General features: G+C 74.4%; 25 protein-coding genes. 13 read left to right on the top strand and 12 right to left on the bottom strand.

The window, feature by feature from the left end:
- Positions 1–14: 14 nt before the first annotated feature.
- On the bottom strand, positions 15–2,465 hold the full coding sequence (gene pcrA / locus ACK8HX_RS09635) for a DNA helicase PcrA (RefSeq protein WP_411940472.1): 2,451 nt from the start codon (positions 2,463–2,465) through the stop codon (positions 15–17).
- Between the two features lie 170 nt (positions 2,466–2,635).
- Positions 2,636–2,950 (bottom strand): hypothetical protein, encoded by a 315-nt coding sequence (locus ACK8HX_RS09630; RefSeq protein ID WP_411940471.1) that lies wholly within the window; start codon positions 2,948–2,950, stop codon positions 2,636–2,638.
- A gap of 151 nt (positions 2,951–3,101) precedes the next feature.
- On the opposite strand from ACK8HX_RS09630, the gene ligD reads away from it, so the two are divergent.
- On the top strand, positions 3,102–4,094 hold the full coding sequence (gene ligD / locus ACK8HX_RS09625) for a non-homologous end-joining DNA ligase (RefSeq protein ID WP_411940470.1): 993 nt from the start codon (positions 3,102–3,104) through the stop codon (positions 4,092–4,094).
- A complete protein-coding gene (arfB, locus tag ACK8HX_RS09620) occupies positions 4,091–4,537 on the top strand; it encodes an alternative ribosome rescue aminoacyl-tRNA hydrolase ArfB (protein ID WP_411940678.1) in 447 nt (148 codons plus the stop codon). The genes ligD and arfB overlap by 4 nt, the downstream gene beginning before the upstream one ends.
- A 24-nt stretch (positions 4,538–4,561) precedes the next feature.
- Here the strand turns inward: arfB and arr are convergent, their stop codons facing one another.
- Together arr and ACK8HX_RS09610 are read right to left on the bottom strand one after the other, a co-directional pair.
- Positions 4,562–5,023, bottom strand: a complete 462-nt coding sequence (gene arr / locus ACK8HX_RS09615) for an NAD(+)--rifampin ADP-ribosyltransferase (RefSeq protein WP_411940469.1) — start codon at positions 5,021–5,023, stop codon at positions 4,562–4,564.
- A gap of 237 nt (positions 5,024–5,260) precedes the next feature.
- Positions 5,261–6,211 (bottom strand): NAD(P)/FAD-dependent oxidoreductase, encoded by a 951-nt coding sequence (locus ACK8HX_RS09610; protein ID WP_411940468.1) that lies wholly within the window; start codon positions 6,209–6,211, stop codon positions 5,261–5,263.
- A gap of 39 nt (positions 6,212–6,250) precedes the next feature.
- On the opposite strand from ACK8HX_RS09610, the gene ACK8HX_RS09605 reads away from it, so the two are divergent.
- The 4 genes from ACK8HX_RS09605 to ACK8HX_RS09590 are packed head-to-tail and all read left to right on the top strand — an operon-like array spanning position 6,251 to position 9,094.
- Positions 6,251–7,087, top strand: coding sequence for a uracil-DNA glycosylase (locus ACK8HX_RS09605; protein WP_411940467.1), 837 nt, complete (start codon positions 6,251–6,253; stop codon positions 7,085–7,087).
- A 35-nt stretch (positions 7,088–7,122) separates the two neighbouring features.
- Positions 7,123–7,719 carry a GNAT family N-acetyltransferase gene (locus ACK8HX_RS09600; RefSeq protein ID WP_411940466.1) on the top strand — a complete coding sequence of 199 codons (597 nt, stop codon included), beginning with the start codon at positions 7,123–7,125 and terminating at the stop codon, positions 7,717–7,719.
- Positions 7,720–7,728: 9 nt separating this feature from the next.
- Positions 7,729–8,715 (top strand): quinone oxidoreductase family protein, encoded by a 987-nt coding sequence (locus ACK8HX_RS09595; protein ID WP_411940465.1) that lies wholly within the window; start codon positions 7,729–7,731, stop codon positions 8,713–8,715.
- 22 nt (positions 8,716–8,737) lie between these two features.
- Positions 8,738–9,094 carry an ArsC/Spx/MgsR family protein gene (locus ACK8HX_RS09590; RefSeq protein ID WP_411940464.1) on the top strand — a complete coding sequence of 119 codons (357 nt, stop codon included), beginning with the start codon at positions 8,738–8,740 and terminating at the stop codon, positions 9,092–9,094.
- A gap of 6 nt (positions 9,095–9,100) precedes the next feature.
- On the opposite strand, the gene ACK8HX_RS09585 is transcribed toward ACK8HX_RS09590, so the two are convergent.
- From ACK8HX_RS09585 to ACK8HX_RS09575, 3 genes are read right to left on the bottom strand one after another with little or no spacing between them, the layout of a single operon-like run.
- On the bottom strand, positions 9,101–9,445 hold the full coding sequence (locus tag ACK8HX_RS09585) for a hypothetical protein (RefSeq protein ID WP_411940463.1): 345 nt from the start codon (positions 9,443–9,445) through the stop codon (positions 9,101–9,103).
- A gap of 28 nt (positions 9,446–9,473) precedes the next feature.
- Positions 9,474–10,196 carry a LuxR C-terminal-related transcriptional regulator gene (locus ACK8HX_RS09580; RefSeq protein ID WP_411940462.1) on the bottom strand — a complete coding sequence of 241 codons (723 nt, stop codon included), beginning with the start codon at positions 10,194–10,196 and terminating at the stop codon, positions 9,474–9,476.
- Positions 10,193–11,461, bottom strand: coding sequence for an ATP-binding protein (locus ACK8HX_RS09575; RefSeq protein ID WP_411940461.1), 1,269 nt, complete (start codon positions 11,459–11,461; stop codon positions 10,193–10,195). Before ACK8HX_RS09575 ends, ACK8HX_RS09580 begins: the two co-directional genes overlap by 4 nt.
- A gap of 115 nt (positions 11,462–11,576) precedes the next feature.
- Between ACK8HX_RS09575 and ACK8HX_RS09570 the strand changes: the two genes are divergently transcribed.
- Both ACK8HX_RS09570 and ACK8HX_RS09565 read left to right on the top strand, forming a co-directional pair.
- Positions 11,577–12,914 (top strand): PspC domain-containing protein, encoded by a 1,338-nt coding sequence (locus ACK8HX_RS09570; RefSeq protein ID WP_411940460.1) that lies wholly within the window; start codon positions 11,577–11,579, stop codon positions 12,912–12,914.
- Positions 12,914–13,324, top strand: coding sequence for a hypothetical protein (locus ACK8HX_RS09565; RefSeq protein WP_411940459.1), 411 nt, complete (start codon positions 12,914–12,916; stop codon positions 13,322–13,324). The genes ACK8HX_RS09570 and ACK8HX_RS09565 overlap by 1 nt, the downstream gene beginning before the upstream one ends.
- A 2-nt stretch (positions 13,325–13,326) precedes the next feature.
- Here the strand turns inward: ACK8HX_RS09565 and ACK8HX_RS09560 are convergent, their stop codons facing one another.
- Together ACK8HX_RS09560 and ACK8HX_RS09555 are read right to left on the bottom strand one after the other, a co-directional pair.
- Positions 13,327–14,010, bottom strand: a complete 684-nt coding sequence (locus ACK8HX_RS09560; RefSeq protein WP_411940458.1) for an NUDIX hydrolase — start codon at positions 14,008–14,010, stop codon at positions 13,327–13,329.
- Positions 14,007–15,170, bottom strand: coding sequence for a glycosyltransferase (locus ACK8HX_RS09555; RefSeq protein WP_411940457.1), 1,164 nt, complete (start codon positions 15,168–15,170; stop codon positions 14,007–14,009). The genes ACK8HX_RS09560 and ACK8HX_RS09555 overlap by 4 nt, the downstream gene beginning before the upstream one ends.
- A gap of 18 nt (positions 15,171–15,188) precedes the next feature.
- Here ACK8HX_RS09555 and ACK8HX_RS09550 point away from each other — a divergent pair, with 18 nt between their 5' ends.
- Both ACK8HX_RS09550 and ACK8HX_RS09545 read left to right on the top strand, forming a co-directional pair.
- On the top strand, positions 15,189–16,037 hold the full coding sequence (locus tag ACK8HX_RS09550; RefSeq protein WP_411940456.1) for a PIG-L deacetylase family protein: 849 nt from the start codon (positions 15,189–15,191) through the stop codon (positions 16,035–16,037).
- Entirely contained in the window at positions 16,034–17,134 is a 1,101-nt protein-coding gene (locus ACK8HX_RS09545) for a lysylphosphatidylglycerol synthase transmembrane domain-containing protein (protein ID WP_411940455.1), read from the top strand. The genes ACK8HX_RS09550 and ACK8HX_RS09545 overlap by 4 nt, the downstream gene beginning before the upstream one ends.
- A gap of 1 nt (position 17,135) precedes the next feature.
- Here ACK8HX_RS09545 and asnB read toward each other — a convergent pair whose 3' ends face one another.
- Both asnB and ACK8HX_RS09535 read right to left on the bottom strand, forming a co-directional pair.
- Positions 17,136–19,823 carry an asparagine synthase (glutamine-hydrolyzing) gene (gene asnB / locus ACK8HX_RS09540; RefSeq protein ID WP_411940454.1) on the bottom strand — a complete coding sequence of 896 codons (2,688 nt, stop codon included), beginning with the start codon at positions 19,821–19,823 and terminating at the stop codon, positions 17,136–17,138.
- A 115-nt stretch (positions 19,824–19,938) separates the two neighbouring features.
- Entirely contained in the window at positions 19,939–20,868 is a 930-nt protein-coding gene (locus ACK8HX_RS09535; RefSeq protein ID WP_411940453.1) for an alpha/beta hydrolase, read from the bottom strand.
- Positions 20,869–20,982: 114 nt separating this feature from the next.
- Between ACK8HX_RS09535 and ACK8HX_RS09530 the strand changes: the two genes are divergently transcribed.
- The 3 genes from ACK8HX_RS09530 to ACK8HX_RS09520 all read left to right on the top strand — a co-directional run bounded on the left by ACK8HX_RS09530 (position 20,983) and on the right by ACK8HX_RS09520 (position 23,425).
- Positions 20,983–21,387 carry a hypothetical protein gene (locus ACK8HX_RS09530; RefSeq protein ID WP_411940452.1) on the top strand — a complete coding sequence of 135 codons (405 nt, stop codon included), beginning with the start codon at positions 20,983–20,985 and terminating at the stop codon, positions 21,385–21,387.
- Between the two features lie 40 nt (positions 21,388–21,427).
- Positions 21,428–21,871, top strand: coding sequence for a hypothetical protein (locus ACK8HX_RS09525; RefSeq protein ID WP_411940451.1), 444 nt, complete (start codon positions 21,428–21,430; stop codon positions 21,869–21,871).
- A 123-nt stretch (positions 21,872–21,994) separates the two neighbouring features.
- Positions 21,995–23,425, top strand: coding sequence for an HNH endonuclease signature motif containing protein (locus ACK8HX_RS09520; RefSeq protein WP_411940450.1), 1,431 nt, complete (start codon positions 21,995–21,997; stop codon positions 23,423–23,425).
- A gap of 125 nt (positions 23,426–23,550) precedes the next feature.
- On the opposite strand, the gene ACK8HX_RS09515 is transcribed toward ACK8HX_RS09520, so the two are convergent.
- Positions 23,551–23,922 (bottom strand): DUF5655 domain-containing protein, encoded by a 372-nt coding sequence (locus tag ACK8HX_RS09515; RefSeq protein WP_411940449.1) that lies wholly within the window; start codon positions 23,920–23,922, stop codon positions 23,551–23,553.
- Positions 23,923–23,961: the final 39 nt, after the last annotated feature.

Raw genomic sequence — 23,961 nt, 5'->3', positions numbered from 1 at the left:
TGCCCGCGCCGGCCTCAGAGCTTCTCGAGCGGAGCGAACCGCAGGACGAACCGCTTGACCCCGAGCTCACCGCCGAAGTCGACCTCGGCCTGCGTCCTGTCCCCCTCGCCGAGCGTGCGGACGACGCTGCCCAGGCCGTAGCTGTCGTGGGTGACGCGGTCGCCGGGCGCGAGGGCGATGATCGGCCGGTTGCCCGGGGAGCGCACGCCCGGGCGCGCGGCGAGGGTCGCGACGGCCGGCCGCTGGTCGCGACGACCGATCGCGGCCGCCCCGGACAGCTCGCGCTCCCACTCGACGAGCTCGGCCGGGATCTCGTCGAGGAAGCGTGATGGCGGGTTGTACTGCGGTGCACCCCAAGCGGATCGGACCGCCGCGCGGCTCAGGTGCAGCCGCTCGCGCGCACGCGTGATGCCGACGTACGCGAGGCGGCGCTCCTCCTCCAGCTCCTTGGGGTCGCCGAGGCTGCGCAGGTGCGGGAAGGTGCCGTCCTCGAGCCCGGTGAGGAAGACGACGGGGAACTCGAGCCCCTTGGCGGTGTGCAGCGTCATCAGGGTGACGACGCCCGCGGCTTCGGCCTCGGCCGTGTCGGGGATCTCGTCGGCGTCGGCGACGAGGGAGACCCGCTCGAGGAAGTCCTCGAGGCTGACGACCTCGCCGGTCTCGCGTCGGGCGTCGTCGAACTCGCGGGCGACGGCCACGAGCTCGGCGAGGTTCTCGATCCGCGTCTCGTCCTGGGGGTCGTGGCTGGCGCGGAGCTCGGCGAGGTAGCCGGACTGGTCGAGGATGGCCTCGAGCAGCTCGGAGACACCGGCGTCCTCGTCGTCACGGACCGCGCCGAGGCTCTCGAGGAGCCCGGTGAAGCCCTTGATGGCGGCCACCGAGCGGGAGGCGATGCCGGGGGCGTCCTCGGGCCGGCCCAGCGCCGCGACGAACGGGATGCGCTCGCGCTCGGCGAGGGCGACGACGCACGCCTCGGCGCGGTCACCGATGCCGCGCTTGGGCACGTTGAGGATGCGCCGCATGTTCACGGTGTCCGACGGGTTGGAGAGCACCCGCAGGTAGGCGAGGGCGTCCTTGACCTCGCGGCGCTCGTAGAACCGGGTGCCGCCGACGACCTTGTACGGCAGGCCGACCCGGACGAACACCTCCTCGAGTGCCCGCGACTGGGCGTTGGTGCGGTAGAACACCGCGACGTCACCGGGGCGCACGCCGTGCTCGTCGCCGAGCCGGTCGATGGACCGCGCGACGAACGAGGCCTCGTCGTGCTCGTTGTCGGCGACGTAGCCGATGATGCGGGCGCCGTCACCGCTGTCGGTCCAGAGGTTCTTCTTGCGCCGGCCCTCGTTGCGGGAGATGACCGTGTTGGCGGCGCGCAGGATGGTCTGGGTCGACCGGTAGTTCTGCTCGAGGAGGATGGTCCGCGCGTGCGGGTAGTCCTCCTCGAACTCCTCGATGTTGCGGATCGTCGCACCGCGGAAGGCGTAGATCGACTGGTCGGCGTCGCCGACGACGACGAGCTCGCTCGGCTCGACCCCGTGCGCCCCGCCGCGCGTCGCGTCGGACCCGACGAGCTCGCGGACCAGCTGGTACTGGGCGTGGTTGGTGTCCTGGTACTCGTCGACCATGACGTGCCGGAACCGGCGGCGGTAGTGCTCGGCGACGTCGGGGAAGACCTGGAACATGTGGACCGTCGTCATGATGAGGTCGTCGAAGTCCATGGCGTTCGCGGCCCGCAGCCGCCGCTGGTACTCGGTGTAGGCCTGCGCGAGCACCTCCTCCTGGTGGGTGCCCTCCTGCGCGACGCGGCTGGCGAAGGTCTCCTCGTCGACCAGCTCGTTCTTGAGGTTGCTCACCTGGTGGCCGAACGCCCGCGGGTTGTAGCGCTTGGGGTCGAGGTCCATGTCGCGCAGCACCATCGACATCAGCCGCTGGGAGTCGGCGGCGTCGTAGATCGAGAAGCTGGAGCGCAGGCCGACCTTGTCGGCCTCGCGGCGCAGGATCCGCACACAGGCGCTGTGGAAGGTCATGACCCACATCGCCTTCGCCCGGGGCCCGACGAGCCCCTCGACCCGCTCTCGCATCTCGGCCGCTGCCTTGTTCGTGAAGGTGATGGCGAGGACCTGCCCGGGCTGGACGCCACGCGCCGCGAGGAGGTGGGCGATGCGCGTGGTGAGGACGCGGGTCTTGCCCGAGCCCGCGCCGGCGACGATGAGGAGGGGCGGACCCTCGTGGAGGACGGCCTCACGCTGCTGTGGGTTGAGTCCGGTGAGCAGCTCGTCGGGGTCGAGGCTCGGGCGGGCCGACGGGCCCCCCTCGGGGCCGCGACCGGCGGCCGCCGCCTCGGCCCACGTGGGGACGCCCGCGGCGTTGACGAGGGCGGCGTGGGCGCTGTCGTGGGTGGCGGGGTCGACGTGCGGCGCGGGCCCGGCGCCGCTGAGGTCGAGGCCGTCGAAGAGGGTGCTCATGTCGGGGTCAACCCTACGTCGCGGCACCGACCGCCGGCCCGCGCGACCGGCCCCGCCGACATCCTGCGTGCACGAGGCGGCGGCCGGGACCCCACCACGGGTCCCGGCCGCCGGTGCGGCCGCGCACCCGGAGGAAGGAGAGGCGCGCGGCCGCCGGGGAGGTCAGGGGGTCACTCGCACCACGGGTAGATGAAGATGCTGTCGTCGCCGGCGCGGTGGTCGGCGAGCAGGGTCTGGAACGGGATGACGGTGTCGAGGGTGAAGCCCTCGGGGAGGCCGTTGCGCGGGGCGACGCCGAGGGACACGGCCGTGGCCACGGAGACGCCGTTGTCACGGACGGCCTTGAAGGCGTCGATGCTCTTGAGGGTGGCGATGCCGGCCGCCTGGCACTGGCCGTCGGCGGCCTGCGCGGGGGCGGCGGCGAGGAGGGTGGCACCGAGCGCGGCGACGGCGACGGTGGCGAGGCGGGTGCGGGTGCGGGTCATGAGGTGTCTCCTCGGGTCGGGCCGCGGCTCCGTCGTCGCGGCTGCTACGCCCTAGACAAACACTAGACAGGAATGGTCGTCCAGTCTTTGTCTAACCTTGACCCGTCGGCGACGGCGACGGCGTCGGGCACCGGGCCCCTACGGTGGGGCCATGGCCTCGCGCAAGGGAGAGTTCGGGGAGCCGGTCGTCCTGGACGTCGAGGGCTTCGACGTGCGCGTGTCGAGCCCGGACCGCGTCTACTTCGGCGCGCGCGGGGAGACCAAGCTCGACCTCGTCAACTACTACCTCTCGGTCGGCGACGGCATCGTCAACGCGCTGCGCGAGCGGCCCTGCATGCTCCACCGCTTCCCCGACGGCGTGACGGGCGGGCAGAAGGTCCACCAGAAGCGGCTCCCCCGCGGCGCGCCCCCGTGGGTCGAGACCGTGCGCCTGCACTTCCCGCGCTACGGCCTCCACGCCGACGAGCTGTGCGTCACCCGCCTCGCCGATGTCGCCTGGGCAGTGCAGATGAGCACCGTCGAGTTCCACCCCTGGAACAGCCGGCGCGCCGACACCGAGAAGCCCGACGAGTGGCGCATCGACCTGGACCCGATGCCCGAGGCGCCGTTCTCGCGCGTGCGGCGGGCGGCCCACGTCGCGCACGAGGTGCTCGACGAGCTGGGTGCCACCGGCTTCCCCAAGACGAGCGGCGGGCACGGTCTGCACGTCTACGTGCGGATCGTCCCCGAGCACGGCTTCCAGGACGTCCGGAGGGCGGCCCTCGCCTTCGCCCGTGAGGTCGAGCGACGCCTCCCCGACGACGTCACGACCACGTGGTGGCGCAAGGACCGCGACCCCGCGTCGGTGTTCGTCGACTACAACCAGAACGCGCGCGACCACACGATCGCCGCGGCCTACTCGGTGCGCGGCAACGACATCGGCACCGTCTCGACCCCGATCCGCTGGGACGAGGTCGACGACGTCGAGCCCGCCGAGCTCACCATCGCCACGGTCCCGGCGCGGTACGCCGAGCTGGGCGACCTCCACGCGGGCATCGACGACGCCGTCTTCGACATCGCCCCCCTCCTCGAGTGGGCCGACCGCGACGAGGCCGAGGGCGCGGAGGCACCTCCCGAGCCCGAGGACGACACGGGCAGGCCCTGATGGACCTGGTCATCCCCCCGGGTCCCGGTGTGCCGGAGGGGATCACGGTCCCCTCCGGCGAGCTCGTCGAGCGGTTCTCGCGGTCGTCCGGCCCGGGTGGGCAGGGGGTCAACACCGCCGACAGCCGCGTGGAGCTCGAGCTCGACGTCGTCGCCTCCCCCGCGTTCACGGAGCCGCAGCGCCGGAGGGTCCTGCGCGCGCTGGGTTCCCGGCTCGTCGACGACCGGCTCCTCGTCGTCGCCGCGTCCGAGCACCGGCAGCAGCGCCGCAACCGGGTGGCGGCCCGCGAGCGGATGGCCGACCTCCTCCGGGACGCGATGGCGCCGCCCCCTCCTGCCCGGCGGGCGACCCGGCCGACGCGCGGGTCGGTCGAGCGTCGCCTCGACGCCAAGCGCCGCCGCGCCGACACCAAGGCGGCCCGCTCCCGTCCCGCCGCCGACTGATCCCGGCCGGTCGCCCGCGATCCGCTAGTCCTCGATGACGTCGAGCCCCTGCTCGCGGAGTCGAGCCAGGCTGTCCAGCATCGCCTCGACGGCGGCGGGCGGGTGGGGTCGCCAGTCGTCGAGCTCGCTGAGGACGCGGAGCGCGTGCCGGGTCCGGTAGGACCGGGTGGGATTACCGGGGAAGCGCTTGTCCGTCACGTTGGGGTCGTCCTCGAACGGGCCCAACGGCGCCACGACGTAGATGTGGCCTCGTTCGTCGGTGCCGGCCAGGGCGGCGGCGAGCTGGGCTCCCCATGCGGCGGTTGCCTCCAGCGTCGAGAAGTAGATGTGGTTGGACACCCGGCCGTCCTGGAAGTTGGAGGTGTGGCCGGGGACCAGCTCCACTCCGGGGACGAGGAGGGCCTTCGTCCCGTGGTAGAAGGGGCCCGTGACCTGGTCACAGGTGTCGTAGGTGATCGGTGTGTCGCCACCGTCGGGTTCACGCACTGTCGCTCCCTGGGTACCGCCAGCTCCGGCTCGTTCGACCCTGGCGCCTCCTGACCGCCGTGCCCCGGCGCAGGCGGACCAGGGCCCGGCGTACGGGGAACGGGGTCCGACAGCGCTCGCCCCCACGGCGCGCACCCGCTCGACGAGCCCGCGGTCGGCCGTCTCCACGATCACCTCGGCCCCCCTCGCCACGGCGGCCGGACGGGCGTGCAGCCGGGCGGCCGCCCCGGACCGTCCTCACGCGACGACCTCGCCGACGAGGCGGACGACCTCGGCCGCGCACCCCCACGACAGGGTGACCCCGGCGCCCCCGTGCCCGTAGTTCGTCACGACGTCGCGGCCGCGAACCGTGGTGCGCGACAGGCGGACCGAGGGCGAGATCGGACGCAGGCCCACCCTCGCGCCGAGCACCTCGGCACCGGCGAGCTCAGGGACGACCGCACGAACCCGCGCGACGATGGCCGCGTGGACCCCCGGGTCGGGGTCGAGGTCCCACGAGCCCTCGACGTCGGTCCCGCCGCAGACGACCCACCCGGGGTGCGGCAGGGCGTAGACCATGCCCTGGGGGTGGTCATCGTCGACGAGCCACCGGTCGAGCCCGGGGTTGGACAGCAGGGCGACCTGGCCTCGGGACGGCCGACCCGAGGCGTCACCGACGAGCTCGCCCGACCGGAGCCCGGCCGCGACGACCACGACGTCGGCGGTGACGTCCGCGAGGTCATCGACCCTCGCCTGCTCGAGCACGACTCCCGCTGCGAGACAGCGCTTCTCGAGCCACGGCAGGAAGACCGGCATCGTCACGAGCGGGACCTCGGCCACGACGCCTCCTGTGGCTCCCTCGGGGAGCTCGGAGGGCGCCGCCTCACGCCAGCCCTCGACGCCGTGGGTCCACCAGCGGTCGGCCGGTCCACGTTCGACGAGGACGCCCTCCGCCATCCGCACCCCCGCGCCGCGCTCGCGGACGAGGCCCCGGAACCGGGCCAGCGCCTCCTGCCCCCAGCCGACGACGCGGTCGCGGGGCTCGACGTGGTACGGGAACCAGAGTCCGCCCGCGACCGCCGACACGGTTCCGGTGGCGGGCACGTCCCGCACGCAGGTGACGCGGTACCCGGCCTCCGCGAGGGCCAGGGAGGTGGTCAGGCCCACCACCCCGCCGCCGACCACCGTCACGCCGACCTTTCGCGCCATGGGCGCATCCTCGCGCACCCGCTCCCCTACGGTGGCGGGATGGAACGGCTCGACCCCCACCCGGTGACCGGGCAGCCGTTCGCGTCGCCCGTCCCCCCGGGGTCCGGCTGGCCCGGTGACCCCGCGACCGCGACGACGCGGGTCGCGCGCAGCCCGGGCGGGGTCCGCCGGCTCGCCGTCGGCTCCCCCGACCTCGCCACGCTCCAGGCCCGGATCTCGGTCTGCCGGGCCTGTCCTCGCCTCGTGCGGTGGCGGGAGGACGTCGCGCGCACGGGTCGGCGTGCGTCGTTCGCGGGCGAGCCCTACTGGGGGCGGCCCGGCCCCTCCTTCGGCGACCCCGAGGCCCACACCCTCCTCGTCGGCCTGGCGCCGGCCGCCAACGGGACGAACCGCACGGGCCGGATGTTCACCGGCGACTCCTCGGGCGACTTCCTGTGGGCTGCCCTGCACCGCACGGGTTTCGCAGCGATCGGCACCTCGACGGCAGCCGGGGACGGCCAGGCGCTCACCGGGCTGCGCATCGTGGCCGCCGTGCGGTGCGCCCCGCCGGACAACAAGCCGACGCCCGCGGAACGGGCCACGTGCTCGCACTGGCTCCAGCGTGACCTCCGGCTCGGCGAGCCGCACCTGCGCTCGATCCTGTGCCTGGGCGCCATCGGCTGGGACGGCGCCCTCGCGGCCGCCACCGCCCTGGGGTGGGCCGTCCCGTCGCCACGACCGAGGTTCGGCCACCGGGCGGAGGTCTCCCTCGTCACCGGTGGGGGGCGCACCGTCCGACTCGTCGGCTGCTACCACGTCAGCCCGCACAACACGTTCACCGGACGACTCACCCCGGCGATGCTCGACGACGTGCTCCGCTCCCTCCGCGAGGGGTGACCCCGCACGTCAGGTCGGCGGCGTACGGTCACCGCATGGTCGTCCTGGTCCCGCCCCACCCGCGCTTCCGGGTCGAATGGCTCGCGGCGCACGACGAGTTCGTCGCGGCGGGCGAGGGGCACCTCGACGGTGAGGGCTGCCTGGTCGAGCCCGCCGACGAGGGCGGGTACCCCGGCATCGCCTTCACCCGCGAGGAGCTGGAGACGGCGGAGGGGTTCGAGCGCCTCGTCCGGTTCCGGCTCGCGAGGGCCGACCCCCACGCCGCGCGGCCCACCGGCCACGTCCCGAGCTCGGTCTTCTGGATCGGCGGCGACGAGCCCGGCCGCTACCTGGGCAGCCTGTCGGTCCGGCACGCCCTCACTGCCTACCTCCTCGACGTCGCCGGCCACGTCGGCTACTCGGTCCGCCCCGCCGCCCGGCGCCGCGGGGTCGCGACCGAGGCACTGCGCCTCGCCCTCCCGGAGGCCGCGCGGCTCGGCCTCGAGCGGGTCCTCGTCACCTGCGACACCGACAACGTCGCGTCGGCGCGCGTCATCGAGGCCAACGGCGGCGTCCTCGAGGACGTCCGGGGCGTCAAGCGCCGCTACTGGATCGAGACGGGACCGCTCCCGGCCGGCCGGGGCCCGGCCTAGGGTGGGGCGATGACCGACCGCAGCGGACCCGCCCTCGTCGTCACGCGCCACGGGGGGAGCGACGTCCTCGCCGTGGAGGACCGCACGGCCCCCCAACCCGGACCCGGCGAGGTCCTCGTCCGGGTCGCCGCAGCCGGCGTCAACTTCATCGACGTCTACCAGCGCGAGGGGACCTACCCCACCGAGCCGCCCTTCGTCTCGGGCAGCGAGGGCGCGGGCACGGTCGTCGCCGTCGGCCCGGGCGTCGAGGCCTTCGGGCCCGGGGACCGCGTGGCGTGGCCGCAGCACCTCGGCAGCGCGGCCGCGTTCACCGTCCGGCCGGTCGACCTCCTCGTCCAGGTCCCCGAGGGGGTCGACCTCGAGGTCGCGGCCGCCGTCATGCTCCAGGGCCTCACCGCCCACTACCTCGTGACGAGCACGTTCGAGGTCACCGAGGGGACCACCGCGCTCGTCCACGCGGCGGCGGGTGGCGTCGGGCAGCTGCTCGTGCAGCTCGTCAAGGCGCGCGGTGGGACCGTGGTGGCCACCGCCGGCGGACCCGAGAAGGGCGAGACCGCCCGGGCCCTCGGCGCCGACCACGTCATCGACTACCGGGCTGTCGAGGACCTCGCCGCCGAGGTGCGCGCGGCGACCGGCGGCCGCGGGGTCGACGTCGTGTACGACGGGGTCGGGAAGGACACCTTCGACGCCTCGCTCGACTCCCTGCGCCCGCGCGGGACCCTGGCCCTGTTCGGGGCGGCGAGCGGGCAGGTGCCCCCGTTCGACATCCAGCGGCTCAACCGGGGCGGCTCCCTGTTCCTCACGCGGCCGACCCTCGGCCACCACCTCGCGACGCGCGACGAGCTCGAGTGGCGGGCCCGCGAGGTCCTCGGCGCCGTGGCCGACGGCTCCCTCCACGTCGCGGTCGGGGGACGCTACCCCCTCGCGGACGCCGCCCGTGCGTACGACGACCTCGAGGGCCGCCGCAGCCAGGGCAAGCTGCTCCTCATCCCCTGAGCCCGCCGGTAGGGTCCGGGCCATGGCCGACGTGACGATCCTCCACAACCCCGCGTGCTCGACCTCGAGGGCCGCGCTCGCCCAGGTCGAGGCGTCCGGGCTGGACCACGAGGTCGTCCTCTACCTCAAGGCGCCGCTCGACGGCACCGCGATCCGCGACCTGCTCGACAAGCTCGACGACGAGCCCACCGCCCTCGTGCGCCGCGACCCGTACTTCACGACCGTCGGCCTCACCGACGACGACGTGCGCACGCGTGAGCAGGTGGTCGCCGTGCTCCTCGAGCACCCGAGGCTGCTCCAGCGCCCCGTCCTGGTCCGGGGTCAGCGGGCGATCATCGGGCGCCCCAAGGACCGGGTCGCGCCCTTCCTCGAGGCCTGACCGGACCTACCAGAGCACCGCGACCGCGGTGTTGAGGACGGCGAGCACCCCCGCGGCCGTCACGAGCCGGGCGCGCTCGCCCTTGCCACGACGTCGCCCTCCGTTGGCGATCTCGACGCACGCGGTCACCGCGACGGCGACGACGAGCTTGACGCCGAGCTTCGTCGTGTCGACGGGGTCGTCGCCCGCGGACACGAGTCCCGCGAGGAGGATCCCCGTGACCACCTGCGCCCGCGCACCCCAGAGCAGCGCCGGGGTCACCCGGCCCCGCGCCACGAAGACGGCGCTGCCGACGATCGCGGCCATGCCGAGGATGTGGAGGAGGACGAGGAGGTCGTGCACGAGGTCCATGGCGACACCCTAGGCCGCGCGTCCGGACTCAGAGGAGGCGGCGCCCCATCGCCCACGCCGTCAGCTCGTGGCGCGAGGACAGCTGCAGCTTGCGCAGCACCGACGACACGTGGGTCTCGACGGTCTTCACCGAGATGAAGAGCTCCTTGGCGACCTCCTTGTACTGGTAGCCGCGGGCGATGAGCCGCATGACCTCGCGCTCGCGGGCCGACAGCCGGTCGAGCTCCTCGTCGACCTCCGCGATCTCGCCCGCGGCCGCCCCGAAGGCGTCCAGGACGAACCCGGCGAGGCGCGGCGAGAAGACGGCGTCGCCGTCGGCGACCCGGCGGATCGCGACGATGAGGTCGCGGGCGCCGATCGTCTTGGTGACGTAGCCGCGGGCCCCGGCCCGGATGACGGCGATGACGTCCTCCGCCGCGTCGGACACCGACAGCGCGAGGAAGCGCACCGGGCCGCCCGAGCGCGACTCGGCCCCCATGCAGCCCCTGATGACGTCGACGCCGCCGTTGCCCATGCCGCCGGGCAGGTGGACGTCGAGGAGGACGACGTCGGGTTGCTCGGCCTTGATGACGGACACCGCGGTGTCGACGTCCGGGGCCTCACCGACGAACTCGCACACCGCGGCTCCGCCGGCGAGCATCGCCTCGCTCAGCTCGGCCCGCACGCCGGTGCGGAACATCCGGTGGTCGTCGACGAGGACGACGCGCACCGGTGCGGGGGCACCGGGTCGAGCGCTCGTGGGGGTGGTCATGGCTGTCCTCCTTCGACGGGTGGCAGCGTCAGCTCCACCTCGGTGCCGTCGTCGCGACGGCGCACACGCGCGGTGCCGCCGTGCCGCTCCATCCGGGCGAGGATCGAGCGGCGCACGCCGAGCCGGTCGGCCGGGACGGAGTCGAGGTCGAACCCCTCGCCCCGGTCGCGGACGAAGGCCTCGACCCCGGTGGGACCGATCTCGACGTACGCGGTGACCGGCGGGGCGCCGTGGCGGACGGCGTTCCGCAGCGCCTCGCGCATCGCCTGGGCGAGGGCGGCGCCGTGCGGTTCGTGGGGGCGGTCGCCGGTGACGACGAGGTCGACCGCCACGCCGTGGAGGTCCTCGACGTCGTGGGCCACCTCGGTGACGGCAGCCGCGAGCGACTCCTGCGACCCCTGCGGTCCCGCGTACAGCCACGACCGCAGCTCGCGCTCCTGCGCGCGGGCCAGCCGGGTCACCGCCGCCGAGTCCGACGACTGGCGCTGGATGAGGGCGAGGGTCTGCAGGACACCGTCGTGCAGGTGCGCGGCGATGTCGGCCCGCTCGGTGGCGCGCGCGGCCGCGACCTGCTCGCGCCGCAGGTCGCCCCACAGGCGCAGGGCCCACGGTGCGGCGATGATGAGGGCCCCGACGAGGACGGCGACGGCGGCGAGGAGGGCGTCCCAGACGGCCGACACCGACTGGCCGCGGGTCACGAGGACGAGGATCCCGGCCACGGCGAGGACGGAGCCGAACGCGACCCGGACCCAGCCGAAGCGCTCGTGCCCGCCGCGGGAGCCGAGCCACCGGTGGCGCTGCGCCTCGTCGAGGTTGGACCAGGCGACGACGGCCCCGACGACGATGACGAAGAGCGGCACGAGGGTGCCGGCGGCCCCGGAGCCGCCGACGAGGGGCGAGACGAGGACGATCCCGACGACGACGAGGACCGCCCCCGCGATGACGACCGTCCCCCACTGGCGCCGCTCGGACGGCGGGGTGTCGACGACCGACCCGTCGGTCTCGCCCTCCGGCGTCAGGGCCCACAGGAACAGGTAGGCGGCGATGCCCCCGCCGCCGAGCAGGGCGAAGACGACGAACGCGACCCGCACCGAGCGGGTGGAGACCCCGAGGTGTCGCGCGACGGCCGCGCTGACCCCCGGCGTCCAGCCCCGGCGCCCGCGGTCGCGGACGAGCGGCGGGCGCGCCGGTCGGCCCGTGGGGTCGCCGAACCCCGGCGCGGCGTCGGTCGCCGTGCGCGCGGAGGGTTCGTAGGGGACGGGCACGGCACCATCCTGTCGCACGTCGGGGTGGTACAGGGCCCGACCCGGGGTCCGGTCAGGGGGTCGTCAGGGTCGACCCTCATGGCGGCCGGTTCGCCCCCGGCGCGAGGCTGGGGCCATGACGGAGAACCCCACCCAGTCGCCCCCGGCCGGACCGCCCCCCGGCGGACCCGCGCCCGGCCCCGACCCCCACTACGCCCGCCCCGCCGACGGCGGCTCGGCCCTCGACGACGTCTTCGGCCGGCTGCGCGGCAGCGGCTACGCCCGCGACACCGACGCCCGCTGGTTCGGCGGCGTCTGCTCGGGGCTGGCGCGCCGCTGGGGCGTCGACCCCGTCCTCGTGCGGGCCATCGCCGTGATCCTCGCGTTCTTCGGGGGCGTCGGCGTCACGCTCTACGTCGTCCTCTGGCTCGTCCTCCCGGACACCCGCGGCGACATCCTCGCCGAGCGCGCGGTCCGCCGCGGCGACCTCGGCCCGGTGGCCCTCCTCGTCGTCACCGCCCTGCTCCTGCTCGGCGGCTTCTTCTCCATCGGCGAGGGCAACGGCTGGCTCGCGCCGCTGTGGGTCGTGGCGCTCGTCGGTGTCGCCGTCGTCCTCCTCCGGCGCGACCGGGTCTCCGGCGTGCGGTCCCCCCACGTCCCGGCCCCGGCCGGCGCCACCCCTCCCCCGCCCCCTCCAGGAGCCCCGATGAGCGCCCCCACGACCTCGTTCGCCCCGCCGGTCCCCCCCGTCCCCTACGGCGGGCACCCGCTGCCGCCGGCCCCGGCGCGCCCGGTCGCGCCGCTGCCCCCGCCGCCGCCACCGCGCCCGCGACGGCGCCGGCCCAGCTGGTTCGTCGGCCTGATGTCGGTGGGCATCGCCCTCGTCGGCCTCGGCCTCGGCGCCGCCCTGGCCGAGCCGATGGGCTACCCGGGCAGCGCCGGGACGCTGGGCCTGCTCATCGGGCTCACCGGGGTCTCCCTCGTCGTCCTCGCGCTCGGCCTGGCCGGCCGCGCGTCCGGGTTCAGCGGGTTCCTCGTCGTCGTCCTCGCCTTCCTGCTCGTGGGGTCGGCCGTGGCCTCGCGCGTCGAGCTCGAGGAGTCCTCGGGCTTCGGTCCGCGCACCTGGCGGCCCGTCCCCGCCTCCGGCGAGACGCGGTTCGAGCACGGCGGCGGCGACGCCGTCCTCGACCTCAGCCGCTTCGTGGGGAGCGAGCCAGCCCTGCCCGACACCCAGCGGATCTCGGTGGAGATGGGCGGTGGCGACCTGCGGATCCTCGTGCCCGACGGCGTCACCGCGCAGATCGACGCCGAGGTCGGCTTCGGGTCCATCGTCCAGCGGGCGGCCGACGGGTCGACCGCGCCGGACAACACCGGCCCTGACCAGCAGGTCTCGACCACCGTGGGCGACGGCCCCGCCATGGTCACCGTCGACGCCCAGCTCGGGGTCGGCCAGATCACCATCGAGGAGCAGTGATGACGACCCCGGACACCCCCCGCGACACCCCCACCGGCGACACCGAGCCGCAGCGCGACGCGCTCGCCGACGAGGTCTTCGACGAGCGCACCCGGGAGGTGCCGACGACGTGGGCGCCCACTCCGGGCGCCGAGCCCGGCACCACGGCCACGGCAATCCGCCCCGCGGTCGCCCCGACGGCCACGGACCTGGCCGGCCCTCCCGCCCGCGAGTACGTCAGGGGCCCGGCACCGTTCGCCGTCGTCCTCGGCCTCCTCGGGCTCGTCGTCGCCGCCGTGACCCTCTTCACCGAGATCGTCGGCTTCGACGTCCCGTGGGGCGACCTCGGGCCGTGGACCGTCGTCGGTGCGGGCGTCCTCGTCCTCCTCGTCGGCGGGCTCGGCCTGCGCGCGAGCCGCGGCCGGGACTGAGGTCAGGCGTGGAGGTCGGCGACGCCCGCCGCGCGCAGCGCCACCTGGACACTCGCCACGACCTCCACGGACCCGAGCTCGTCGAGCCGCACCCACCGGGCGTCCGCGGTCGACCCACCCACGTCGTGGACGACGGGTGGTGTCGGCCGCGGACAGCGCGCGGTGTGCAGCAGCCGCACCGCGTGGTAGTCCTCGAGGCCGCGGGCCGAGCGCCCCACCCAGTGCTGGGTCATGACGTCGAGCAGGCGCACGTCCTCGACGACCTGGCCGGTCTCCTCGAGGACCTCGCGCACGACCGCGGCTCGCGGCCGCTCCCCCGGGTCGAGGCCACCGCCCGGCAGGTTCCACCGCCCGCCGGCGCCGGTGCGCGCCGCGAGCTGGGTCAGCAGGAGCCGGTCGTCGGCGACGACGACGGCGTAGGCCGCGACCCGCTGGTGGGGCCGGACCGAGCGGCGCTGCCCGGCCGAGAGCCCCGGCCCCTCGGGGACCACGGGCTCGGGCGGCGGGCCGCCACGGCGCACCGGTTCGACGGCGTAGCGCAGGGTGAGGTCGCCCCGCACGCCCTCGACCGCCTCGGCCCGGCCCGTCCAGCCGCGGGCGTGCAGCCCGACGAGCGGGTCCTCGCCGTGGCCGAGCGCGAAGGCCGCGACCGTGCGGCCCTCGTGGACCCCGACGACGGTGATCACGTGGTGGGCGCCCCCGCGCGCCGGTACTCGCCGAGGACCGCCCCGAGGACGCCCGCCCAGTCCTGGGCCGGAGGGGTGGTGAGGACGTGCTGACGCAGCCCCGCGCGCAGCGCGTCGTCGGCGGCGAGGTGGGCCAGCGCCCCAGCGATCTCGACGTCGCTGCCGCCGAGCAGCCCCTCGACGCCGTCACTGACGAAGTCGTCGACGCCGGTGCCGCGCGGCGCGACGACCGGGAGGCCGGCGGCACGCCCCTCGAGGGCCGCGATGCCGAACGCCTCGAGGCGCGCCGTCGTCAGGTAGGCGTCGGCCCCGTGGTGGAGGCGCCGCAGCTCGTCGCGGCCGACCCGGCCGGGCAGCTCGACCCAGTCCAGCCCACGGGTGCGGACGTAACGCTCGAGGGCACGGCGCTGCGGACCCTCCCCGACCACGGTCGCCCGCAGCGGCACGGCCGGGTCGAGGATCTGCCGCGCGCCGCGCAGGACACCCAGCAGCGCCAGCGGCCGCTTGCGCGAGGCGAGGCGGGTCGCCGTCACGACGTGGACGGCGCGACCGTCGCGCGGCTCGTGGCCCGGCCGGGCGACCTCGGCACCGTCGCGCCACCACGCCGCGTCGATGCCGTTGGGGACGACCTCGACGGGGGCGTCGCCCGCGGCGGCGCTGACCCGCGTGGCCGCCATCGTCGAGACGGCGTTCATCGCGACGCCGCGGTTGGCCCAGCGGGCGAGGTGGCCGATCGTGCGGAACACCCCGACGGAACGGTCGATGACGCAGTGGAAGGTGGCCGTCACGGGCAGGTCGAGCCCGAGGGCCACCGGCACGAGCTCGCTCGCGAACGGGCTGACCACGCCGAGGTGGGCGTGCGCCACCTCGAACGCGCCGGCGCGCAGCCGGCGGCGGACCTCGCGCCGCGCGAACGGGTTGACCGGGACGCCGCCGGGCAGGGGGATCGCGAGGCGGTGCACCGTGACGCCGTCGTCGCCGGTCGTCGTCGCCCCGCCGCGCTCGCCGCCCGGACCGGTCGTCGCAGTGAACACCTCGACCGCGTGGCCGGCCGCCACGAGCCGGCGCGAGAGGTCACGCACCTGGCTCTCGATGCCACCGAGCCGCGGCGGGTAGCAGTCGGTGAGCATGGCGACCTTCACGAGGGACCAGCCTGCCATGCGCGAGGATGGACCCTGATGTCCCGCACGATCGTGGCGTTCCACGCCCACCCCGACGACGAGGCCCTCCTGACCGCAGGCACGATGGCGCGCCTCGCGGCCGAGGGGCACCGGGTCGTCCTCGCCCTCGCCACCGACGGGGGCGCAGGGCTGGCCGACGACGCGCTGCGGGCCGACGGCCGCCTCGGCGAGCGTCGGCTCGCCGAGGCCCACCGCTCGGCCACGGCGCTCGGCGTGGCCCGCGTCGAGTGGCTCGGCTACGCCGACAGCGGCAGCGGCCCGGAGCCCGAGCCGGACGCGCCCGGCGTCACCCGGTTCTGCCGCGCACCGCTGGAGGAGGCCGCAGAGCGGCTCGCCGCCCTGCTGCGCACCGAGCGCGCCGACCTCCTCCTGTCCTACGACGCGAGGGGCGGGTACGGGCACCGCGACCACGTGCGCGTCCACGAGGTCGGGGCGCGCGCGGCCCAGATCGCCGGCACGCCACGCGTCCTCGAGGCCACCGTGCCGCGGGACACGATCGCGCGCGCCGTCCGGGCCGTCGCGCGCGTGTACCGGTTCCCCGCGGAGTTCGACGCCACCACCTTCGACCGGGCCTTCTCGGCGCGCTCCGAGATCACCCACCGGATCTCGGTGCGGCGGCACGTCGCGGCCAAGCGCGCCTCGATGCGCGCGCACGCCTCCCAGGCGACCGGCGGCGGCGCGGCGGAGGTCGGGCCCGGGGGACAGACCGGCGACCGGACCCTGGGGGTGCTTCTCCGGATCCCCCGGCCCCTCTACGATCTCGTGTTCGGGAGGGAGTGGTTCCGCGACCCCTCGCTCCCACCGGGGGGTCCGGTCAGGACGGCGATCTTCGAGGGGGAGGCATGAGCGGGCGCACGAAGCAGGTGCTCCAGGCCGTCGTCGGCCTCGCGCTCGCCGCCGTGCTCCTCGTCTGGGGCCTGCCGTACTTCGCGCAGACGTCCTGGGACGAGATCTGGCACCACGTGCGGGCGGTCCCGCTGAACAGCGTCCTGGGCTTCCAGGTGCTCATGCTGGTCGGTCTGTGGTGCTACACGTTCACGTTCACGGGGGCGCTGCGCGGGCTGAGCCACAGCAAGGCCCTCGTCATCAACCTCTGCGGGTCCTCGGTCTCGAACCTGCTGCCCGGCGGCGGTGCCGTCGGCCTCGCCGCCACGTACGCGATGTGCCGGTCGTGGGGCTTCACCCGCCGGGCCACCTCGACGGCGGCGATCGTCACGGGCGTCTGGAACGTCCTCGCCCGCATCGCGCTCCCGGTCGTCGCCATCCTCGCCCTCTGGTTCGGCGGGGTCACGCTGCCGGCCGTCCTCACCGAGCTGGCCGTCGGCGGGGCCGTGACGGGCCTCGCGATCCTCGCGGCCTTCGTCGCCATCATGGTCAGCGAGCACGCCGCGCAGTGGATCGGGCGGTGGGTCGACCGGCTCCTCGGACCGCTCCTGCGCCGCCGCAGCCGCTCCACGGGCAGGCCGCGGATGCGGGTCGAGGAGCTCGTCCGCGACCTGCGGGCCCGGATCAACGACGTCGTCGCCAGCGGCTGGTGGTCGATGACGCTCGGCATGGTCGGCTTCTTCGGCGCCTACTACGTGCTCTTCGTCCTCATCATGCGCCAGACCGGTGTCACGACGATGCCGCTCAACCTGCTCTTCGCGGCCTTCGCGATCGGGCGCCTGCTCACCGCGGTGGGCATCACGCCCGGTGGCGTCGGCGTCACCGAGACCGCGACCGCGGCCGTGCTCGTCGGGTGGGGCGCCGACCCCGCAGCAGCGACCGCCGGCGTCGTCCTGTTCTCGATCATCACCCACCTCATGGAGGTGCCGCTGGGCGGGCTCGGCTGGCTGCTGTGGTCGGTGAGCCCCAAGGTCGCTCCCCCGGCCGAGGGCGAGGAGCCCGCCTTCGCGCGGACCACCCGCACCGGCCACGCGCCCGAGGCGCCCTCGCCGGGATAGCTCAGGCGTCGTCGCGGAGAAAGACCATCGCCATCGGGGTCTGCTCGCTGCCCTGGCCGAGGGGGTTGTCGGCGAACATCTCCTCGTAGCGGTCCCACGGCTTCTCGACGTCGGCGCCGAGGACGTTGCGCCCGATGTCGTTGGCGTCCATGACGACCGTCCCGCGGAAGGTCGAGCGCCACGGCTCGGGGAGCCGTTCGCGGATCGCGGCGGTGAGCCGGGCCGCGACGAGGTCGGGGTCCTTGGGGGCGAGCTTGGCCGACACGTTGCTCGGGTAGGCCGAGTACTCGGTGGGGCCGTCGATGGCGTTGATCGAGTTGCCGACGAGCTCGTAGAACAGGCCCTTGCGGCCGATGACCTTGCCGATCGCGCCGCCGGCCGAGGCGTACAGGACGCGCGGCAGGCCGGCCTCCTGGATGGCGAGCTGCATCGTGAACGGGCTGCCGAGGCCGATGCCCGCGGGGGTGCGCGTGACGTAGCGGGACAGCACCCGCGCGGGCCGCGAGACCTTGATGTCCCAGACGAAGTACGAGCGGCCCTGGGTGATCGCGACGATCTTCTCGGAGATGAAGAACCACCACGGCCCACTCGTGGCCGCCGCGTGATCGGCTCCGGCAGAGGGCAACCCGGCGAAGAACCGGTCGACGTGCTCGAGCACCCGCGCGTCGAGGTCGGTGTCCTTCGAGACGAGGTCGGTGCGCAGCGGGTAGCGGCGCACCGACTCGCCCCTGGCCGTCACGAGGTCGAGCCCGCGGCGCTCGTTGGGCTCGTAGTCGGTCTTGACGTGGGCGGCACGGGCCGCGGCCTCCTCGTCGGCGTCCTCGTCGCGCTCGTCGATGAACTCGCGCAACCACAGCTCGAGGTTGATGAGGCGCCAGAACGTCATCGTGTCGACGTCGTTCGTGCCCTTGATCCAGCCCTCGAACGCGTTGATGACCTCGGCCTGGTCCACGTACGGACGGTTGGCGAACGACTCGCTGAGGAAGATGTTGTAGAAGTGGTTCTTCAGGCGCATGAACCACTCGACCTGCGGCGTGGTGAACCCGATCTTGTTGCGGCGGCGGTTGATCGACTCCGGGAGCAGCCCCCGCGTGGCGTCACGGAGGACCCGCTTGTTCCAGCCGTCCTTGATGATCGCGTCGTCGCTGAGGCTGAAGACGAACTTCAGCACCTCCTTGTCGAGGAACGGCACGCGGCCCTCGAGGGAGAAGCGCATCGTGTTCTTGTCCTCGTAGCGCAGCAGGCTGGGCAGCGAGTTGCGGAAGATGTCGTCGACGAGGCGCTTCTTGAGGTCCGCGCCCTCGTTGGTGAACCGCTCCCCCTCGAAGCGCTTGGCGAAGTCGCGGCCGAGCAGCCGGGTCGTCGGCGTCGTCCTCCTCAGCCGGAGCTTCGACCTCAGCTTGAACCGGCCGAGGCGGTACAGGACGTCGAGGCTCTTCGCGAGCTCGGCGGCGGCCACCGTGGCGCCCTGCGCGCGGAGCTGACGGAGGTAGACGAAGTAGTAGGGGATGTAGCCGGCCATCATCTCGTCGGCGCCCTGGCCGTCGAGGAGGACGGTGACGTGCTTGGTCGCCTCGCGCATCACCTGGTACTGCGCGTAGGGCCCGCTGGAGATCAGCGGCTCCTCCTGGGTGCGCACGAAGTCGAGCAGGTCTGCCTTGAAGTCGTCGGCGGTGGGCTTGATCTTGTGCGCCTCGACGTGGCCGGTGCAGATGTCGAGGACGGCGTCGACGTAGCGCTCCTCGTCGTTGATCGAGCCGGGGAAGACCGCCGAGAAGGTGTTCTGCCGGGTGCCGACGGAGCGGGTCGAGAGCTCGTCGCCCTCGTTCAGCAGCTGGTTGATGACGACCGCCACGGCGCTGCTGTCGAGCCCGCCGGACAGGCTGGTCCCCACGGGCACCTCGGACTGCAGCCGCAACCGCACCGACTCGACGAGCCGGCGCCGGTACTCGGCGGCCGCGGCCTCGTCGTAGGGGCGCTGCTCCTTCGCGAGCTCGAGCAGCTCCTCCTCCAGCCGGGTGTACCTGCGCCGGTGGATGCCCGTGGCGTCGGCGGTGAGCATCTCCCCCGGGGCGAGCCGCTCGATGCCGTCGAAGAAGGTCTCGGTGCCGTCCTCGTGGGCGCGGAAGCGCAGGTAGCGGTAGACCGACCGGTCGTTGACCCTGCGCTCGTAGAGGCCGCTCTCGAGGATGGGCGTGATCTCGCTGGCGAAGAGGAGGACGTCGCCGCCGCCCTGCGGGTTCGGGACGGTCGCGACGTAGACGGGCTTGATGCCGAAGTGGTCGCGGGCGAGGGTGAGCCGCTGCTCGCGGCGGTCCCAGACGGCCAGGCCGAACATGCCGTTGAACCGGTCGAACGCCTCCGGGCCCCACTGCGCGAACGCCTGGAGGACGACCTCGGTGTCGCTGTCGGTGACGAAGGTGCGCCCCTGCGCCTGCAGCTCGCTGCGCAGGTCGAGGTAGTTGTAGACCTCGCCGTTGTAGGCGATGACGTAGCGGCCGTCGGCGGTCTCCATCGGCTGCTGGCCGTGGGCGACGTCGATGATGGACAGGCGCCGGTGCGCGAGGCCGCAGGGGCCGTCGGTGACGATGCCCTCGCCATCGGGTCCCCGGTGCTGCTGGCGGTCGTTCATCCGCGTCAGCAGGTCGAGGTCGGCGCTGAGCCCGTGGTAGCCGGCGATGCCGCACATGCGTCTGGTTGGTCCTCTTCCTCGGGGGCGGAGCATCCGGGCGCCCGAGGACGACCGGATCGCCCCAGCCTGCCACGGATGAGTGCGCGGACCGACCTGCGACCCCCGGCGGAGGTCAGTCGGTGGGCAGGTGGGCGTCGAGCCAGCGGATGAGGTCGGCCGTCACCTCGTCGCGGTTGGTCTCGTTGAAGATCTCGTGCCGCGCGCCCGGGTAGAGAGTGAGGCTGACGTCCGCGACGCCGGCCCTCGCGAGCTGCTCCCGAACCGCTCGAGGCCCCTTGCCGCCGTCGCCGACCGGGTCCTTGTCACCCGCCATGAGCAGGACGGGGAGGTCGCGGCGCACGCGGGCGACCCTGCGCGGGTCGTTGATGTCGAGGAGGCCGCCGACGAGGTCCTTGAAGAACCCCGAGGTGAACGTGTTCCCGCACAACGCGTCGGCGACGTAGAGGTCGACCTCGTCCGGGTCGCGCGAGAGCCAGTCGACGTCCGTGCGGTTGGGCTTGAACGCGGCGTTGTACTGGCCGAAGGTCAGCTTGTCGAGGAGGGGGCTGACGTGCCGGCTCCCCCGCAGGCGCGCCTCGGCCGCGGCCACGAGCAGGCCCGCCCGGCCCAGGACGCCCGGGTGGCCGGCGGTGCCGGAGAGGACGAGCCCGGCGAGCCCGCGGCCGTCCTCGATGACGTAGGAGCGGGCGAGGAACGAGCCCATCGAGTGGCCGAGGAGGAAGACCGGCAGGCCCGGGTGCTCCTCCTGCGCGAGACGGGTGACGGCGCGCAGGTCGGCGACGACGGTCGCCCAGCCGTCGCGGTCGGCGAAGTACCCGTGGTCGGCCTCCGGCCCAGTGGATCCGTGGCCGCGGTGGTCGTGGGCGTAGACGGCGTACCCGGCACCGGTGAGGGCCTCGGCGAGGCGCGCGTAGCGGCCGGAGTGCTCGGCCATCCCGTGCGAGATCTGGACGACGGCCTTGACGTCGCCCTCGGGGAGCCAGCGGCGGGTGTGGAGCCTCGTGCCGTCGCTCGCGGTCACGGTCGTCGTGCTGCTCTGCATGCGTCGCCGCCTTCGGTTACCGGTGGGTAGTCGAGCCAAGGGTGCCACGGACACCGGCCCCTGCGGCTACCGTCCCGGCATGTCTGCTGCATCACTGCGCGGCCGGGAGCAGCCGTGACCTCCCCGGCGCCGAGGGCCGCGGACCCGTCGGGCGACGCACCCCAGGGCGTCGTCCGGCTCACCATCCCCGGATGGGGGCCCTTCGTGCCGACCGTCCACGTCGGCGACCGGCTCGTGCGGGTGCGCTACGGCACGCACGACATCCCGGTGCCGGCCGGGCGGGTCGGCGTCCGGGCCCACGTGACCGCCGCCGCCGACTACGGCCACGCCGAGGTCGAGGTCTGGGTCGACCCCGGTGGTGTCGAGACGGTGCACTACGCGCCACCGTGGATGTACGGGCTGCCCGGTGTGATGTCACGCGAGGCACCAACCGGGTGGCGCCGGTTCGCCCCGTCGCCCCAGGCCACCCTCCTCGTCGTCGTGGTCGTCGCCTTCACGCTCTTCGGGCTGCTGCGATGACGCCCCCGCGGCCGGTGCGCCGGCGCTAGGGTCGCGGACCATGAGCGAGATGCAGCCGGGGGGACCGGCCCAGGGACAGCCCGTACCGGGGCAGCCGCCGCAGGGGCAGCCTGCGCAGGGGACGATCCGCCTGACCCTGCAGGGGAACTTCATGACGTCGGGCCTGACCCCGACGGTCCACGTCAGCGGCCACCGGGTCAACAGCCGCTTCGGGACGATGGACGTCCCCGTCTGGGCCGGCCGCAACCGCGTCGACGTGCACACCCAGTGGATGCGCGAGTACGGGCAGGCCAGCCTCGAGGTCGACGTCCCACCGGGTGGGGTCGTGCCCGTGTACTACGCCGTCCCGTGGCACCAGTTCGCGCGCGGCGCGATCGGCACGGAGAAGCAGGGACGCCCCGGCCTCGGGGTGTTCGCGCTCATCATGGGCCTCGTCATCGGCCTTCCCCTGCTCGTCATCGTCCTCGGCGCGCTCGCCGGCTGACCGCCGCGGCAGGCGCCCGAGGGCCCACGAACCGGCGAACCGAACCGCGGGCTGCGCTGTCCTGCAACCGAGCTGACGGCCTGCACCCCTTGCATTCGATGATGCGTTCGATTATGATGAAGCATGTCCACCGAGCAGCTCACCAGCCGGATCGCCGCCGTGCGGTCTGCGATCGGTGACCTGGCGTCCGGGCTGTCCGACATCGCGTCGAGCCTGGAACCCGACGAGCTGTTCCAGCTGGCCGGTGAGCTGCAGGGCCTCCTCAACGCCGTCGACGGCGCCCAGCTCGTCGCCATCGCGCACGCCGCGTCGCACGAGACGCGGCTGACCGACCGCGGACCGACGCAGGTCCACCAGCCCGTCGGGTTCGTCGACGCCATGGCCGGGTCGGAGGTCTCCTTGCTCACCGGCACGGGGCAGTGGGCCGCCGCGCGCCGGGTCGGGCTGGCCGCCCGCAGTGCCGAGCGCTTCCCGCGTCTCCTCGCGATGATCGTCGCGGGGGACCTCCCGAGCGCGACCGTGCAGAAGGTCGTCACCACGTGCGACGGCCTCGACGTCACGGCCTGTGCGGCCGTCGAGGCCGTCCTCGTCGAGCGCCTCGCCGACCTCGACCCGTCGCGGGTCACCGGCGTCACGCGGCGCCTCGCCAGCCAGGTGGCGGCCGACCAGCTGGCCGCTGCCGAGCGCAAGGGGCGCCGAGACCGGTGCGTCGAGGTGTCGCCCGGCCCCGACGGCAGCACCCAGTGGTGGGCGCTCCTCCCGGCCGACCGGTCCGCCGCCGCCTGGGCCGCCGTCCGGTCGCTGGCCGACACCTACACCGTCGAGGACCCCTCGCTCACCGTCGACCAGACCCGCGCCGACGCCCTGCTCGACCTCCTCCTCAGCAACGTCGACGTCACGGCGAAGGTCACCATCGGCATCCCCGTCGTCACCGGCGCCGAGGGCGAGGCGGCCCGTGACGCCGCGGTCGCCGCCCGCGAGGCGGAGGAAGGGTGGGCGGCAGGCGGAGGGCAGCCGGTCGGCCTTGGCGGTCGAGGGCTGGGGTCGGCGTTCTCGGTCTCCGCGGCGCTGTCCGGGTGCGAGGTGGCCGGCGTCGGCTGGATCGGGGCCGACACGGTCGGCGCCCTCCTCGAGACGGTGCCGCTGGAGGTCGGGCGAGCCCTGCTCGACACCCGCACCGGGACCACGGTCGAGACGGTCACGAGCGCCTACCGGCCCACGAGGGCGGTCACCGGGTTCGTCACCCTGAGGGACGGCACGTGCCGGATGTGGGGCTGCTCGCGACCGGCGGAGGCGTGCGACGTCGACCACGCCCGGCCCTGGCCGGCTGGCCCCACGAGCCCGGGCAACCTCGCCGGCCTGTGCCGCCGCCACCATCGCCTCAAGCAGCTGCGGCGATGGCAGTACCGCCTCGACCCGGACGGCACCGTCACCTGGACCTCCCCCAGCGGCCTGCGCCGCACCACCCTCCCGGAGCACAGCGTGCTGCCACCACGGGCTACGGCGTCCGCACCCGCCTCCGACCTGCAGCCCGCGCAGCGCCCTCCGTTCTGACCACGTCCTCCGGGGGCCGCGGACGCCGCCCACGACATGCGATGGCGCCCTGGCGACGTGGCTTCCCACTCTCGGGGCCATGTCCCTCGAGCTCCTGACCGCGCGCCTGCGGCTGCGCACCGCTCTCAGCCCGCGCGGGCGTAGGCCTCCACCAGCCACGAACGGACCTCGTCGTCCACCTCGTCGACGGTGTGGAGCTCGAGGTGGTGCATCCACACGTGAGGTGAGGGGTGCGCGACCTCCTTGAACCGGTCGCAGGCCACCTCACGCCCGAGGGCGATCGACAGGACCGCCGGGACGTCGCTGCCCACGTACTGCCCGGGCCGCCAGACGAACGCGAACCCGGTGCGGCGCCGGAAGGCGGCCTGGCTCCTCGACACCCGGACCGACGCCGGCCCGATCGAGGCCACCACCTGCTCCACCCGCCGATGGATCGCCAGGGACTGCGGGAACCCGCGGAACAGCGCCTCCGGGCTCGCGATCTCCTCGTCCGGCATGCCGGGAGCGTAGATCTCAGAACCTGGGCCGAGCGAGTG

This window comes from Oryzobacter faecalis (genome assembly GCF_046764005.1).
Taxonomy (GTDB): Bacteria; Actinomycetota; Actinomycetes; order Actinomycetales; family Dermatophilaceae; genus Oryzobacter; species Oryzobacter faecalis.
This window is presented reverse-complemented; position numbering and strand designations above follow the sequence as displayed.

What these genes read in the sequence shown, in the direction of transcription:
- pcrA (WP_411940472.1), bottom strand. Translation starts at nt 2,465, where the DNA reads ATGAGCACCCTCTTCGACGGCCTCGACCTCAGCGGCGCCGGGCCCGCG.
- ACK8HX_RS09630 (WP_411940471.1), bottom strand. Translation starts at nt 2,950, where the DNA reads ATGACCCGCACCCGCACCCGCCTCGCCACCGTCGCCGTCGCCGCGCTC.
- ligD (WP_411940470.1), top strand. Translation starts at nt 3,102, where the DNA reads ATGGCCTCGCGCAAGGGAGAGTTCGGGGAGCCGGTCGTCCTGGACGTC.
- ACK8HX_RS09610 (WP_411940468.1), bottom strand. Translation starts at nt 6,211, where the DNA reads ATGGCGCGAAAGGTCGGCGTGACGGTGGTCGGCGGCGGGGTGGTGGGC.
- ACK8HX_RS09605 (WP_411940467.1), top strand. Translation starts at nt 6,251, where the DNA reads ATGGAACGGCTCGACCCCCACCCGGTGACCGGGCAGCCGTTCGCGTCG.
- ACK8HX_RS09600 (WP_411940466.1), top strand. Translation starts at nt 7,123, where the DNA reads ATGGTCGTCCTGGTCCCGCCCCACCCGCGCTTCCGGGTCGAATGGCTC.
- ACK8HX_RS09595 (WP_411940465.1), top strand. Translation starts at nt 7,729, where the DNA reads ATGACCGACCGCAGCGGACCCGCCCTCGTCGTCACGCGCCACGGGGGG.
- ACK8HX_RS09590 (WP_411940464.1), top strand. Translation starts at nt 8,738, where the DNA reads ATGGCCGACGTGACGATCCTCCACAACCCCGCGTGCTCGACCTCGAGG.
- ACK8HX_RS09585 (WP_411940463.1), bottom strand. Translation starts at nt 9,445, where the DNA reads ATGGACCTCGTGCACGACCTCCTCGTCCTCCTCCACATCCTCGGCATG.
- ACK8HX_RS09580 (WP_411940462.1), bottom strand. Translation starts at nt 10,196, where the DNA reads ATGACCACCCCCACGAGCGCTCGACCCGGTGCCCCCGCACCGGTGCGC.
- ACK8HX_RS09570 (WP_411940460.1), top strand. Translation starts at nt 11,577, where the DNA reads ATGACGGAGAACCCCACCCAGTCGCCCCCGGCCGGACCGCCCCCCGGC.
- ACK8HX_RS09565 (WP_411940459.1), top strand. Translation starts at nt 12,914, where the DNA reads ATGACGACCCCGGACACCCCCCGCGACACCCCCACCGGCGACACCGAG.
- ACK8HX_RS09555 (WP_411940457.1), bottom strand. Translation starts at nt 15,170, where the DNA reads ATGGCAGGCTGGTCCCTCGTGAAGGTCGCCATGCTCACCGACTGCTAC.
- ACK8HX_RS09550 (WP_411940456.1), top strand. Translation starts at nt 15,189, where the DNA reads ATGTCCCGCACGATCGTGGCGTTCCACGCCCACCCCGACGACGAGGCC.
- ACK8HX_RS09545 (WP_411940455.1), top strand. Translation starts at nt 16,034, where the DNA reads ATGAGCGGGCGCACGAAGCAGGTGCTCCAGGCCGTCGTCGGCCTCGCG.
- asnB (WP_411940454.1), bottom strand. Translation starts at nt 19,823, where the DNA reads ATGTGCGGCATCGCCGGCTACCACGGGCTCAGCGCCGACCTCGACCTG.
- ACK8HX_RS09535 (WP_411940453.1), bottom strand. Translation starts at nt 20,868, where the DNA reads ATGCAGAGCAGCACGACGACCGTGACCGCGAGCGACGGCACGAGGCTC.
- ACK8HX_RS09525 (WP_411940451.1), top strand. Translation starts at nt 21,428, where the DNA reads ATGAGCGAGATGCAGCCGGGGGGACCGGCCCAGGGACAGCCCGTACCG.
- ACK8HX_RS09520 (WP_411940450.1), top strand. Translation starts at nt 21,995, where the DNA reads ATGTCCACCGAGCAGCTCACCAGCCGGATCGCCGCCGTGCGGTCTGCG.
- ACK8HX_RS09515 (WP_411940449.1), bottom strand. Translation starts at nt 23,922, where the DNA reads ATGCCGGACGAGGAGATCGCGAGCCCGGAGGCGCTGTTCCGCGGGTTC.